Below are 13606 nucleotides of genomic sequence, written 5' to 3' on the forward strand. Positions count from 1 at the left end.
TTAGAAAATATTGTTTGCCAATGCTTGTTTTAAATGAATTTTAAGAAGAAGCTCTCCGCAGATAGGAGAGCTCGTTAAGTTATATCTTAAAAAGAAAGCTTCGTAAAGCGCCAGTGATAGGTATCGACAAGAGTCAATTGATTACAGTCTACGGGCAGTCCGGCAGCCATTTTGAGTACCTGCATAGCCATCATACTCCCTATTATCCCCGGTAATGGACCCAGTACACCATTTTTATCACAATTGGGTACCTGTTCAGGAGAGGGAGCTGTTGGGAACAAGTCCAAGAGGTGCTTGCTTCCTTGATAATTAAATACGGCCAATTGCCCTTCAAATCCATATATACTCCCATAGACTAAAGGCTTGTTCAGTCTGATGCAGGTTTCATTGAGCAGATAACGCGTCTTAAAGTTGTCACAGCAATCCACAATGATGTCATAGGGTGCTAAGACTTCTGTTGCATTGTCAGCCTCGAGTTTCAGCTGTATCGGTTGAAAGTCAATGGTACTATTATATTGTTTGATGTAATCGGCTGCACTTTTTGTTTTGCTGACATGTAGCTGCTTTTCACTATGGATCACTTGTCGATTTAAATTATGTAATTCTACCTGGTCAAAGTCAACTAAGGCAATACGACCGATGCCAGCGGCGGCTAGATATTGTAATACAGGGCTTCCCAATCCACCAGCACCCACAATAAGTACCTTGGAATTCATGATTTTTCGTTGCCCCACAACACCGATTTCCTCGATAAAAATCTGTCGGCTATACCGTTCGAAAATAAGATCCTCTTTCATCTATCTAACGTACTAACCCTGAGTAATTGCTTTCCCAATCTTTCATCACGGGGTCATATCCCATTTTCCGGATTTGATTTTTTATGGTTTCCATATCCCGCTCGTCACTGACCTCAAATTGCTCCAGGGCTTGTGGATCTACCACATAGCCACCGGGGTTTGTTTTGGAGGCTGCACTCATTGTTGTCACCCCGATAGGAATGATATGATCCCTGAAGCTTTCATTTTCCCGGGTGGAAATTGAAATTTCCAGATTTTCGTTCCATAAGCGGTAAGCACAGATCAATTGGAGCAAGTGCTTGTCCGAGAGGTGGAAATTGGGTGCTACAGAGCCTTCGGCTGGTCGCAGCCTTGGAAAGGAAATTGAATACCGGGTCTGCCAATACTGTTTTTGCAAATAACTGATGTGGGTAGCCGTAAAGAAGCTGTCTACACGCCAATCCTCCAATCCGAGTAATACCCCCAATCCAATTTTATGAATGCCGGCCCGCCCAATGCGGTCGGGGGTATCAAGACGATAATCAAAATTGGATTTCTTCCCTTTCGGGTGGTATTTCTTATACACCTCCCGATGATAAGTTTCTTGATAGACTAAAATAGCATATACCCCAGCAGTCTGTAATAATTGATACTCTTCGTGTTCCAAGGGTTGGACTTCGATCGATATTTGGGAGAAATGAGGTTTCAGCAGCTCAATTGCATTTAAGAAATAATTGATTTCCACCGTTTTGTTTGCTTCCCCACTGACCAGCAATACATGGTTGATACCCATGGATTTGAGTGCCATTGCTTCGAGTAATAATTCGGTGTTGTTCAGTGTTTTTCGTCTAATCTTATTGTCCATGCTAAACCCACAGTAGGTACAGATATTCTGACATTCATTGCTGAGATACAGAGGCGCATAAAGCTGGATGGTCTTGCCAAATCGTCGCTGCGTGATCTGTTGTGCTTTAAGTGCCATCTGCTCCAGATAAGGGGTTGCAGCGGGAGAAATAAGTGCCATGAAATCGTTGAGTGTCAAATTCGCCCGGTTTAATGCACGATGTACATCTTGATCCGAGGCGCCATAGATCTTTGTTTGGACTTCTTCCCAGCTGTATTGGTCAAGTATCTCTTTAAAATCGTTCATGGCTCTATATTAATCGAATAAAAATGAGGTTAACGGACTCGAGCTGACAGCTCGGGAACTGATAGGGCCCAAACCAGCTTCATAAGCTTTACGTCCTGCAATGACGGCCTCTTTAAAGGCTTCTGCCATGTAAAGCGGATTATTGGAAACGGCAATTGCAGTATTGACCAATACGGCATCAGCACCGATTTCCATGGCCTTAGCTGCATCGGAAGGGGCGCCAATTCCGGCATCAACAACTACCGGTACATTGCTTTCTTCGATAATGATCTCTAGGAAGTCCAATGTACGGAGCCCCTTGTTGCTACCAATGGGTGCCCCCAAAGGCATAACAACAGCTGTCCCGGCATTTTCCAGTCGTTTGCAGAGCACAGGATCTGCATGGATATAGGGCATGACAACAAAACCCAATTTTGCCAGTGCTTCTGTTGCCCGTAATGTTTCAATCGGGTCAGGTAACAGGTAGCGCGGATCAGGATGGATTTCCAGTTTGACCCAGTTTGTTTCAAGAGCCTCTCGGGCAAGTTGGGCTGCCAAAACGGCTTCCTCTGCTGTTCTTGCTCCCGAAGTATTGGGAAGCAAATCTATTGTCGTTAGATCAATTGCGGCGATTAATTCGTCATGTGCAGCAAGCTGATCAATCCGCTTGAGTGCAACGGTAACCAGTTGTGAGCCAGAAGCCTGAATGGCCGCACTCATTTCGTTCAGATTGCCAAATTTGCCTGTCCCCATAAATAATCTGGACCCAAAGCTGCGGTCAGCTATTTGTAATGTGCTCATGGTAAAAGATTTTTAATGGATGAAATAATATTTGGTGTCTGGGTGATCAATCCTGATACCGCTACACCATAAACTCCTGTCTGCAACAGATTTTGAATGTCTTCAAGACTGCTGATCCCACCGATGGCGAAAATCGGAACAGCCGGAAGTCCCTGTTGACTGATTTGGTTTATGATATTTTCATATCCCGCTAGGCCTAATAATGGACTGAGCTTTTGTTTTGTATCGGTATGTCTATAGGGGCCGAGTCCGATGTAATCACATTGTTCTGTTATTCGACCTTGCACATCTTCCAGTCTATTTGCTGTCCCGCCAATAATTTTGGATGGCCCCAGTAGCCGACGCGCATCGGCGATACCACAATCCGTTAGTCCAAGATGTACCCCATCGACATCCAGTTCCTTGGCAAGCTTCACATGGTCATTGATAATGCATTTGGCTCCGAATTGTTCACAGATCGGTTTTATCTGCTGTGCAAGCCGAATGAGATCTTGATCGTCAGCTTGTTTCCACCTTATTTGGATCCAGCTGGCGCCAGCATCCAATGCCTTTAGGATGTTGTTCTTCTGTTCTGTCCGTGTCAGTCCCTGCGAGATATACTGTAGTCTTTCGAGCATAGTTGTTGTTTGCATGTAATAAAATGTTGAATAGGGTTGGGGGCTTGCCATAAAGCGCCAAGTAAAGCTATTCCATCTGCTCCAGCTTCTATTGAAAGCAGACAGTTCTCAGCTTTTATCCCACCCAGACCGATTAAATGAACATCAAAATTGGAACGAAACTGTAATTGATCCAGTACAGGATTGTGCTGCCCATAACCTGCTTTGGAAATGCTTGGAAATAATGGACTTAAAAAGGCATAATTCCAGCATTTGTCCAATGCATTAAACTGATTGATATGATGGACTGATGTCGAGCAGATGCAGTTCGTCAGCTGCGGATCAAAAGAGCCGTTTCGCCGATGATGTTCATTTAAATGAATTCTGTTAATATGAAGTGCATTTGACAGCTGCGGATGAGAATGCAGAACCAGTTTATCGTGATATGTAGCATCTATTGATGCTATATATCGCTGCATTTGCTCATCTGAAAAATGATATTTTCGCAAGTGCAAAAGATCAAGTCCCTGTTCAAACAGTGCATGTATGGTCTGAAGTTCTGCAGCGAATTCTTCCGCTGCTGTCAACGCAATGATCATAAATATATTTCCTTTCCTTGGGCGATGAATTCCTGTGATTTTTCAAGCATACCCTGCGCTGCGCTATCCCTGATTTCCTGTGTAATTTTCATGGAGCAGAATTTTGGGCCACACATCGAGCAGAAATGTGCTACTTTGGCAGCGTCTGCAGGTAAAGTTTCGTCGTGGTATTCACGTGCAGTGTCGGGATCCAATGACAAGTTGAACTGATCCTCCCAGCGGAATTCAAATCTCGCCTTACTCAGGGCGTTGTCGCGATACTGTGCCCCAGGATGTCCCTTGGCTAGGTCTGCAGCATGCGCAGCCAATTTGTAGGTGATGACACCATCTTTCACATCTTTTTTATTGGGCAGTCCGAGGTGTTCTTTTGGTGTTACATAACAGAGCATGGCACAGCCATACCAGCCGATCATTGCCGCACCAATAGCGGAAGTAATGTGGTCATAACCCGGCGCAATATCGGTTGTCAGCGGACCAAGGGTATAAAATGGAGCCTCGTCACAACATTCCAGCTGTTTTTCCATGTTCTCTTTGATAAGCTGCATCGGAACGTGGCCCGGTCCTTCGATCATCACCTGTACATCATGCTGCCAGGCAATCTTGGTTAACTCACCCAAAGTTTCCAGCTCTGCAAATTGTGCGGCGTCATTGGCATCGGCAATCGCACCGGGGCGCAACCCATCACCAAGCGAAAAAGCAACATCATACTGTTTCATGATCTGACAGATCTCTTCAAAATGGGTATAAAGGAAGTTTTCCTGATGATGGAAAAGACACCATTTCGCCATAATGGATCCACCTCTTGACACGATCCCCGTCACCCGCTGTGCTGTTAAATGGATATAACGCAAAAGAACCCCAGCATGTATTGTGAAGTAGGACACACCCTGTTCGGCCTGCTCGATCAGTGTATCCCGAAATATTTCCCAGGTGAGATCTTCGGCAACACCTTTGACCTTTTCCAGCGCTTGATAGATCGGAACTGTACCTATTGGAACAGGTGAGTTACGGATAATCCATTCGCGGGTTTCGTGGATATTCTTGCCTGTAGACAGGTCCATGATCGTGTCGGCACCCCAGCGGCAGGCCCAAACAGCCTTTTCAACCTCTTCTTCGATACTTGAACTCACTGCACTATTACCGATATTGGCATTGATCTTTACCAGAAAATTACGACCGATAATCATCGGTTCACTTTCCGGATGATTGATATTATTGGGGATAATTGCCCTACCAGCAGCGATCTCCTCACGGACAAACTCTGGTGTAATATATTTTCCGACAGTTCGGGCACCGAAATTTTCGCCCGGATGCTGATGATCCATGCCCGGGGTACTATCAGCAAGCTGCTCTATCCGTTGGTTTTCACGAATGGCAACATACTCCATCTCTGGTGTAATGATACCCTTTCTGGCATAATGTAATTGCGTCACATTTTTGCCCGGTGCAGCAACTTTAGGTTTATGGCTGTAAGCAAACCGAAGTTCGTCCAATGTGGTATCTGCGAGACGTTTTTGACCATATTGTGAACTGATGCCTTCAAGCTGTATGACATCCTCGCGGTCCAGGATCCACTGATCACGAAGACGGGGAAGTCCTTTACGGATGTCAATCTCTTGTGTTCCATCTGTATAGGGGCCAGAAGTGTCATAAATACTGATGGGCGGATTGACTTCGATCTGTCCATTGCTCAATTTGGTCGGACTCAATGAAATCTGACGCATGGCCACCTGGATAGGGAAGAGTGTACCGGGAACAAAGATTTTGGTCGAATTTGGAAAAGGGGTTTGTGTGATTTTTTCTGTTGTCATGTTAATGGGGAATTAGGTATATTGAATTGAATCTGCTCCATACGATATTATCCGCCTTGTGTAGCGGTTATGAGTAGGATATGATCATTGGGTTGTAAAACCGTTGCGGTCCAGTTGTCTTTGGGAACAACGCAGTTGTTGAGGGCCACGGCAATACCTTGGGTTTTACCGGATAGTTCCGTCTGTAAAAGTTCGGCTAAAGAGCCCGGCGCAGGGTCGAAAAATCGGATTTGATGATTGATTGTTAGTTCCATTCCTTTTATTTTTTTGGTAAAACTTTAGGAATGGCCACAACAAGATACGGTAATGTATCTGGAAGATAGCTTACTTTTCCCTACGCCAGTATGATCTGGATCAGGTTATAAGGGTAAAATCTCAGCCCGCATATGCGGACACCCCTAAAGTCGAGACTAATATAGGATTATTTTGATGAATAATCCAAAACATTGCTGTTAATTTTCATCAGCAGGATAACAGGACAGTACAGTTTAATTATCTTGATAATAATTGATATATTCGTTTTTGAATCAACTAAAACAATTTAACACTTTTTGTATTCCTATTGAATGTGTGCATTGTCACCCAGGATATAACCGAAATGCTACGATGGGAAACGCAAAAAGCTGAACGAAGTATAAACTAAACATGCGGAAAATTTTACTGACAACGATGCTGTGTGTAAGCTCTATGCTGTATGCACAAAAACAAAAAGAATGTCTGCCAATTGAATTGAACTGTGAGCATCTTGTGAATCCGCTGGGTGTGGATAAATCAAATCCCCGCTTAAGTTGGCGACTGGCCGATAAGCGACAGGGAGCGAAGCAATCTGCTTATCAAATCTTGGTAAGCAGTGATTCACTTGCATTGGTAAAAAATAAAGCTAATAGCTGGAATAGCGGAAAGCAACTGAGTTCAGCGATGTTGATTCATTATAACGGTACTGGCTTGAAACGGCAGACAAAATACTATTGGAAAGTGCGTGTCTGGGACAAAAATGCGAGTGAAAGTACATCTTCCATCGCTTCATTTGAGACTGGTATGATGGGGATGGAGAACTGGAAAGGGAAATGGATCAGTGATAATCAGGATATTCACGATCAGGCGGCACCGTATTTCAGAAGAGCATTTAAAACGACCAAGCCGATTAAGTCTGCCCGTGCCTATATTGCTGTGGCGGGACTTTACGAACTTTCAATAAATGGCAAAAAAATAGGAGACCATCGTCTGGATCCAATGTATACCCGATTTGATAGACGTACACTATATGTGGTGGAGGATGTGACCCCTCAGATCCAGCAGGGAAACAATGCCGTTGCTGTCGTATTGGGAAATGGTTGGTATAATCATCAACCATTAGCGGTATGGGATTTTGATAAAGCCCCTTGGCGTAATCGTCCCACATTTTGCTTGAACCTGCGCATTGTCTATCAGGATGGCAGCGAGGAGACGTTAACTACAGACCAACAATGGAAGACGGCGGCGGGACCTATCCGTTATAATAATATCTACACCGGCGAACATTATGATGCCCGTCTGGAGATGCCGGCATGGGATACTCCACAGTTTGACGATTCACAGTGGCATGCCATTCAGTATCGGAACCCACCTTCTACAAATATTGTTTCCCAACAGATGGTGCCCATCCGCCTGGTTCGATCGTATTCGCCGAAATTAATGAAAAAGATGGATGAGAAAACCTACATCTTTGATATGGGACAGAATATGGCCGGTGTGACAAAGATAAAGATTGGTGGTAAGGCAGGGACGGTGATCAAAATCAAGCATGGCGAACGATTGCAGGCAAATGGACGCTTGGATCTGTCCAATATTGATGTATATTATCGTGGGAATAAAGAACTGGAACCCTTTCAGACCGACATCTTGACGTTGAGTGGTAGGAAAGAGGATGAATTTATGGCGAAATTTGGCTATAAAGGCTTTCGCTATGTCGAAGTGAGCAGCAGCGATCCGATTGTATTGGACGAATCGACTATTACGGCTTATTTCATGCATAGCGATGTACGTTCCATTGGACAGTTGAAAACATCATCCACCTTAATAAACGGTTTATGGGAAGCAACCAATAATGCCTATCTGTCCAACTTAATGGGCTATCCCACGGATTGTCCGCAACGGGAGAAAAATGGCTGGACCGGCGATGGTCATCTCGCAATCGAAACAGCCTATTATAATTTTGACGGCATCACTGTCTATGAGAAGTGGATGGCGGATCATCAGGACGAACAGCAGGAAAACGGCGTGTTGCCTGATATCATACCAACAGGAGGTTGGGGCTATGGCACAGCAAATGGTTTAGACTGGACAAGCACCATTGCCATTATTCCTTGGCAAACTTATTTGTTTTACGGCGATGCCAGCTTGCTAGCTGAATGTTATGACAATATTAAACGTTATGTGGATTACGTGGATGGAATCAGTCCCAATGGCTTAACAACCTTCGGTCGGGGGGATTGGGTACCGGTCAAATCGCAATCTAATCTCGAACTTACCTCATCTGTTTATTTTTATGTTGACGCAACAATTTTGGCCTCCGCCGCAAAAATGTTTGGAAAAACAGCTGATCAGCAGAAATACGAAATGTTGGGCAAGAAGATCAAAGATGCCATCAATGCGAAGTTTTTGGATCGTTCAAAAGGGATCTATAGTACCGGGACGCAGACAGAGTTGAGTGTGCCCTTATATTGGGGCGTAGTACCTGAGGCGATGAAAGCCAAAGTTGCAGCCAATTTAAATAGCAGGGTAGAAGAGACCAATTTTCACTTAGATGTTGGCGTATTGGGGGCAAAAGCACTTTTGAATGCGCTCAAAGATAACGGCTATGGGGAGACAGCCTATAAAGTTGCGGTACAGGATACCTATCCCTCCTGGGGCTGGTGGATCGTCAATGGGGCGACCACATTGCTGGAAAACTGGGATCTGAAAGCAACCAGAGATATCTCTGATAACCACATGATGTTTGGTGAGATCGGTGGCTGGTTTTTTAAATCCATTGGCGGTATCCTGCCAGATCCAACACAGGCTGGCTTCAAAAATGTCTTGTTAAAGCCTATTTTTCCGAAGGAACTCAAGGAGTCTTCGATTTCTTATCAGTCTCCCTATGGCAATATCCTGTCCAGTTGGAAAGTAAAGGGGAACAAGGTTGAATATACCGTGGAGATACCGGCAAATGCCACGGCAACGTTTTATCCGCCTGAGAATATCCGCAATAGCAACGCAGTTCAATTGGAAGCAGGGAAATATCAAATGGATCTGGAGTTGAAATAATTGGTCTGGTTAACTTCGGTTGAACAGTTGAAGAAATCTATAAACTATTATTATTCGCCTCGTATTTCTTTGTGTTGTCTTCGGATCTTATTCGGGTCGCCCGCGGTGCTGACCAAAGTAAAGTCCAATGTTGACCAGATGCTGACCAGACAATTCCTGTTCTGAGTCTGGTCAGAGTCCGATCCGGGACTGTCTCTTGTCTGGCTGTTGGCGCATATGGTATGCATTTGATACGAACAAAAGGGGTAAGGTTAAGGCAGTAAGATATATAAACCTACAATTGTACTTATGGGAATGGTTAAATTATCATAACCATCTTTGCTCAGTGCTTCAGCGAGTGTAGCCATCAGCGCAATTGCTGTTATTATGCTGAGTTCCTGAAAGCCGAGACTCGAATCATGCGTGTATTTCCAGATCAAAAAACTTACAATAATAGCACTGATAAAGAAAACAATAGTTCCTAACACAGTTTTTTTTGCGCCTAAGATTATATAAGGTCCCAATGGCCACTTTTTGCCAGATAATGCGGCCATAGGATCACAGATCGCTAAGGTAGCCAAAGGTAGATAATAGAAAATGTAGCGATCATCCAGATAGGCCTGAGTTACAAAACAAAGGTAGACTGCGGCAGGATAGGCTAGACTACCTGCGGATTTCCGGTCAATTGCATGGATAGATCGCAATAAATTAAATTTTAGGGATAAGACCAAAATCACTGCAAATAATCCACAAAGCAACAATACGGACCAATGACTTATAAGTAAAATAGGGAATAACAGTGAAATAATGCCCGTGCCTATATGCACGAGTTTTCTCGTGAATTCAACTCTAATCTTAAAGCGATGGTATAATATTTCAGAAAGTGCAAATAGAAGCAAAAAGATCATTGCCAATAGGAGCATATTTGATAAGTCGTTTTTCATCTGTATAAATTATTTGTTCATCAATTATTTTAAGATTAGGGTATTTACGTTGCTATAAATAAACTAACCAATACATTGCTCCGGAGAATATAAAGCTGTCGAAGCGATCCAATATCCCACCATGTCCCGGAATTAATCGGCTATAGTCCTTAATTTGACATTTGCGCTTGTACCAAGAAGCTAAGAGATCTCCGATGAGCGCAGAAATGCAGATGAGCACTGCTGTCCATGCTGTTGATCCGATTGAGAGATGGATATAATGAAAAAGGAAAAGACTGGCCGATATTGTCAATATTATACCAGCGATCAAACCTTCAAAAGTTTTGTTGGGACTAATCTTGGGAATCAGTTTTCGTTTTCCCAACAGTTGACCGCTAAGTTGGCTAAACCCATCAAAGGTGACGACTGTAAAGTAGACAAAACATATGTGCTCTGTTGGTATCTGATGGCTGAACTTAACGAATGCAAATAGGATACTGAGGTAAATGAATAACACAAAACAGCAGAAAAGAACTGGTTGTCTGGAAAATGATTGGGCTTTAAAAATTTCATAAAGACCGACTGTTCCAATGCAAATAGCCAGAAGTTTTATTTGTCCAAAATAAATGGACGACAACACCAGGGCCAGTACCAGAAAATAAACTCCCAGTTTTAACCAACGTTCTTTGGCTCGATCAGCTTGACTATCCTTATTGAGATACAGTGTCACTAAAGCACCTATTCCAAAAAATAATAGCAATATATTCGCAATAAACAGATACATTATTAACCTCCTTTTTGCTGTTGGATAAGGAATATGCTCTTCAAATTAGATTGCAGCTTCGGTAGGGTAATCACTAGAATTAATTCCTCCAGATAAGCCAGACAACTCACGATTAACATCAGGTGAAAGTAGATTGCATGAAATCCGAAAACGAAGTAGCTAAAGATAAATATGCCCTGTAGGTAGCCAGTTATTTTATAAGACCATAAATGAAAGCTGGGGAACCGTTGAAATCGGATAAGTGCATATACCTGGGGTGCGATCCATAAGACAATAAGCAGGATAAATTCGACTTTATATGCTGCTACAAAAGCTTTTTCCAGTCTTATCATTCCCATGAAGGCCATCAGGTATGTCCCTATGTCCGCGACCGAATCTAGTTTAGCACCAAATTTTGTTTGAAGTTTAAATAGTCTGGCGATTAATCCGTCGAGGATATCCGTTATAAGGCTTATAGATAATAATATTATAAAGAGATCCCTGTTTTCAGTTAATATGGCATAGCTAATAAAAGGTAATGCCAATATGCGGTAGGTGGAAAGTGCATTTGGCACATTCCATCTATTTTCTTTTTTCGCTTCCATTTTATACCGTTTTTTTTCTGCCGAATTTTTGATGGGCCTTCGTAAACTGACCGGCTGACAAGGCCGCAGCAATAGATAGTTCTCCGGCAAGTACAAGAGCCGCGGCGATCTCAGCATATTTTATTGAATTTCCTTCTCCGTAACAGTCCATGATCTCCAAACATTCCCTTTGAGTTGGGAGGTTTGTACCTCCGCCGACAGTTCCTATGATCAGGTTCGGCAAGGTGACGCTGGCATATAGCGAACCATCTTTATTTAATTCCATTCTTGTGATGCCGGTTGCAGCTTCGGCTACACAGGCAACATCTTGGCCGGTAGCTAAAAATAGTGCAGCCAGGCCATTGGCATAGTGACCATGTGCACCTATAGCAGCACTTTGGATGATCCCCATGGTGGAGCTGCGCCAGTATCTATCCATCAGTTCGGATGATGTTTTGAGTACTTCCGATACAATGCTGGCTGATAGTTCTATTTCTGCCGTTACTTTCTTACCTCTAACGTTGTTGAAGGAGTATGCTGTTGCCTTTTTGTCGCCGGAACTGTTCCCCTCAATAAACCAGTGCGTAGGCTTGACCGGACAGAGTTCGACAATAAAGCGGCAGATGGCATCTGTACAGATGGTGACCATATTTTGTCCGGCCGCATCTGCGGTGAAGTATTCAAATGATATGGTCAAGTGATTGCCTTCGATCTGGATTCTTGTGTCCGTTAATTTTGCAAAGCGACTTGTTTTCTTAACGATATCTTGAAGACTGTCTTTCTCAGCAAGGAACCACGACACGAAAAGGCTTAAATCATTTAAGTTTTCGAATTTGAATACCGGACTTCGTTGGACACCTTCTTTTAGGCAGATCGATGTGATTCCTCCCGCCAACAAACATGCTCTAGCTCCACGATGATAAGATGCGACCAGTGCCCCTTCACTGGTGGCCAATGGAACATAATATGCACCGTTGGCTGCGGTTCCCTGGACTTTTAATGGACCAATAATCCCTGTTGGAACTTGACTCATACCAATGAAGTTCTCAATATTTCCATTTAGTAGCGACAGGTCGATGTTGGTATCGGTCAATGTAGGAAATTGTTGGTTCGTATTTTCGCTTAGGTAGCTTCGTAATTTTTGCGTTCCTTCGGTGCTAATTTCCGATGAAAGGGGTAAAGTGCATAAGTTTTCAGTTTGATCAACAGATCGCGCAGGTATTTTCAATAATGTTTTCATATTCAGCTTTTAATAAAATGACTATTTGTTTTGTTTACCAAAGTTATTGTGATAATCGCATTCTAAATTGTGGTAAACAATAAAAAATATTTTTATTTTTGTGATAATCGCAAAACCAATAGGCCTATGTATCAAGAAAAGCTGATCCAGGAAATACAACGAAAAATAGATGCAACGAAGTCTATCATCGAGGCCATAGCAGGTGCTCTTGATATTAGCTATGATGCGGCGCATCGGCGGATTTCGATGAAGAGTAAATTTTCAATAGAGGAGACGGTACAACTGGCGAATCACTTTTCACTTTCTTTGGACAAGATGTTTCAGAATAGTGATCATGTTTTAGTGAAAAGGACAACGGAAATCCAGTCGTTCAATGACCTGTCAAATTACCTAGAGAATTCCTTTAAGTCGTTAACAGAATTTAAACCCAAGCTGGAAACGTCCTTGTATTATTCTGCTAAGGATATACCGATCTTCTATACGATAAATACAGGATTATTATCTCGTTTTAAGCGGTATGTTTGGCTCAATTTATTGAGCCCAGATGAGTTGGAGGTACCTTTTGAGTCTTTTTTGTCAAAAACACCGACGGATAATCGGGGGCAAAAACTGAATGATTATTATTCGTCCATCAGGGTAAAAGAGATCTGGAATGATACGACAATCAATAGTACGCTGCAGCAGATTATGTATTTTTCCCAAGCGGGCCTATTGACAGCTGACAATGGGAAGATCCTCTGTGACCAGATAAAGGAACTGGTGTTTTCATTGGAAAAAAAATGCGTTCCAAATAACGATCAGTATCAACTATATTACCACGAGCTATTGATCTTAAACAATAATGTTTTGGTTGGAAACAAGGACAGAAAATCGCTATTTGTTCCCCATACGATGCTTGGGTATTTCATTACAAACGATACAGACACTTGCCAGCATGCGTCAACCTTTTATCAGCATCAACTTAAAAACTCCAGGTTGTTAAATACGGCCGGAACACGGGACAAGAAAATGTTTTTTAACAAGATTTATCAGAAAATAGATCTTTATAAAGCGCGCGTAATAGCAGTGAATGAAATTTAAGGCATATAAACAAGAAAAGCCCATCGACTGATGAGCTTTC

Annotated in this window: 13 protein-coding genes and 1 riboswitch; of the genes, 2 read left to right on the forward strand and 11 right to left on the reverse strand. The window is 42.9% G+C overall.

The annotated features are described in order from the left end of the window. Nucleotides 1-86: 86 nt before the first annotated feature. The 7 genes from LC454_RS03585 to thiS are packed head-to-tail and all read right to left on the reverse strand — an operon-like array spanning nucleotide 87 to nucleotide 5966. The gene (locus tag LC454_RS03585) at nucleotides 87-797 is read right to left on the reverse strand and encodes a HesA/MoeB/ThiF family protein (RefSeq protein ID WP_223579556.1); all 711 of its coding nucleotides are present in this window, start codon (nucleotides 795-797) and stop codon (nucleotides 87-89) included. Nucleotides 798-801: 4 nt separating this feature from the next. Further along, complete coding sequence (gene thiH, locus LC454_RS03590) at nucleotides 802-1926, reverse strand: 2-iminoacetate synthase ThiH (RefSeq protein ID WP_223579559.1); 1125 nt, start codon at nucleotides 1924-1926, stop codon at nucleotides 802-804. Nucleotides 1927-1935: 9 nt separating this feature from the next. Continuing rightward, nucleotides 1936-2706, reverse strand: coding sequence for a thiazole synthase (locus tag LC454_RS03595; protein ID WP_223579562.1), 771 nt, complete (start codon nucleotides 2704-2706; stop codon nucleotides 1936-1938). Then, nucleotides 2703-3338 (reverse strand): thiamine phosphate synthase, encoded by a 636-nt coding sequence (gene thiE / locus LC454_RS03600; protein ID WP_223579570.1) that lies wholly within the window; start codon nucleotides 3336-3338, stop codon nucleotides 2703-2705. Before thiE ends, LC454_RS03595 begins: the two co-directional genes overlap by 4 nt. Beyond that, nucleotides 3287-3901, reverse strand: a complete 615-nt coding sequence (locus LC454_RS03605; RefSeq protein WP_223579573.1) for a thiamine phosphate synthase — start codon at nucleotides 3899-3901, stop codon at nucleotides 3287-3289. The genes thiE and LC454_RS03605 overlap by 52 nt, the downstream gene beginning before the upstream one ends. After that, nucleotides 3898-5712 (reverse strand): phosphomethylpyrimidine synthase ThiC, encoded by a 1815-nt coding sequence (gene thiC / locus LC454_RS03610; RefSeq protein ID WP_223579577.1) that lies wholly within the window; start codon nucleotides 5710-5712, stop codon nucleotides 3898-3900. Before thiC ends, LC454_RS03605 begins: the two co-directional genes overlap by 4 nt. Nucleotides 5713-5759: 47 nt before the next feature. After that, complete coding sequence (thiS, locus tag LC454_RS03615; protein ID WP_223579580.1) at nucleotides 5760-5966, reverse strand: sulfur carrier protein ThiS; 207 nt, start codon at nucleotides 5964-5966, stop codon at nucleotides 5760-5762. A 60-nt stretch (nucleotides 5967-6026) separates the two neighbouring features. After that, a riboswitch (TPP riboswitch) is annotated at nucleotides 6027-6122 on the reverse strand. A 235-nt stretch (nucleotides 6123-6357) separates the two neighbouring features. On the opposite strand from thiS, the gene LC454_RS03620 reads away from it, so the two are divergent. Further along, complete coding sequence (locus LC454_RS03620) at nucleotides 6358-8997, forward strand: alpha-L-rhamnosidase (protein ID WP_223579583.1); 2640 nt, start codon at nucleotides 6358-6360, stop codon at nucleotides 8995-8997. A 251-nt stretch (nucleotides 8998-9248) separates the two neighbouring features. On the opposite strand, the gene LC454_RS03625 is transcribed toward LC454_RS03620, so the two are convergent. Genes LC454_RS03625 through LC454_RS03640 form a run of 4 tightly spaced genes read right to left on the reverse strand, consistent with a single transcriptional unit; the run spans nucleotide 9249 to nucleotide 12486 of the window. Beyond that, entirely contained in the window at nucleotides 9249-9920 is a 672-nt protein-coding gene (locus tag LC454_RS03625; RefSeq protein ID WP_223579586.1) for a diacylglycerol/polyprenol kinase family protein, read from the reverse strand. 52 nt (nucleotides 9921-9972) lie between these two features. Continuing rightward, the gene (locus LC454_RS03630) at nucleotides 9973-10683 is read right to left on the reverse strand and encodes a phosphatidate cytidylyltransferase (protein WP_223579589.1); all 711 of its coding nucleotides are present in this window, start codon (nucleotides 10681-10683) and stop codon (nucleotides 9973-9975) included. A gap of 2 nt (nucleotides 10684-10685) precedes the next feature. After that, complete coding sequence (locus LC454_RS03635; protein ID WP_223579592.1) at nucleotides 10686-11267, reverse strand: CDP-alcohol phosphatidyltransferase family protein; 582 nt, start codon at nucleotides 11265-11267, stop codon at nucleotides 10686-10688. Between the two features lies 1 nt (nucleotide 11268). After that, complete coding sequence (locus tag LC454_RS03640; protein ID WP_223579594.1) at nucleotides 11269-12486, reverse strand: hydroxymethylglutaryl-CoA reductase; 1218 nt, start codon at nucleotides 12484-12486, stop codon at nucleotides 11269-11271. Between the two features lie 126 nt (nucleotides 12487-12612). On the opposite strand from LC454_RS03640, the gene LC454_RS03645 reads away from it, so the two are divergent. Then, nucleotides 12613-13566, forward strand: coding sequence for a hypothetical protein (locus LC454_RS03645; RefSeq protein ID WP_223579596.1), 954 nt, complete (start codon nucleotides 12613-12615; stop codon nucleotides 13564-13566). The last annotated feature ends 40 nt before the right edge of the window (nucleotides 13567-13606 follow it).

Source organism: Sphingobacterium sp. GVS05A, from assembly GCF_019969845.1.
Classification (GTDB): domain Bacteria; phylum Bacteroidota; class Bacteroidia; order Sphingobacteriales; family Sphingobacteriaceae; genus Sphingobacterium.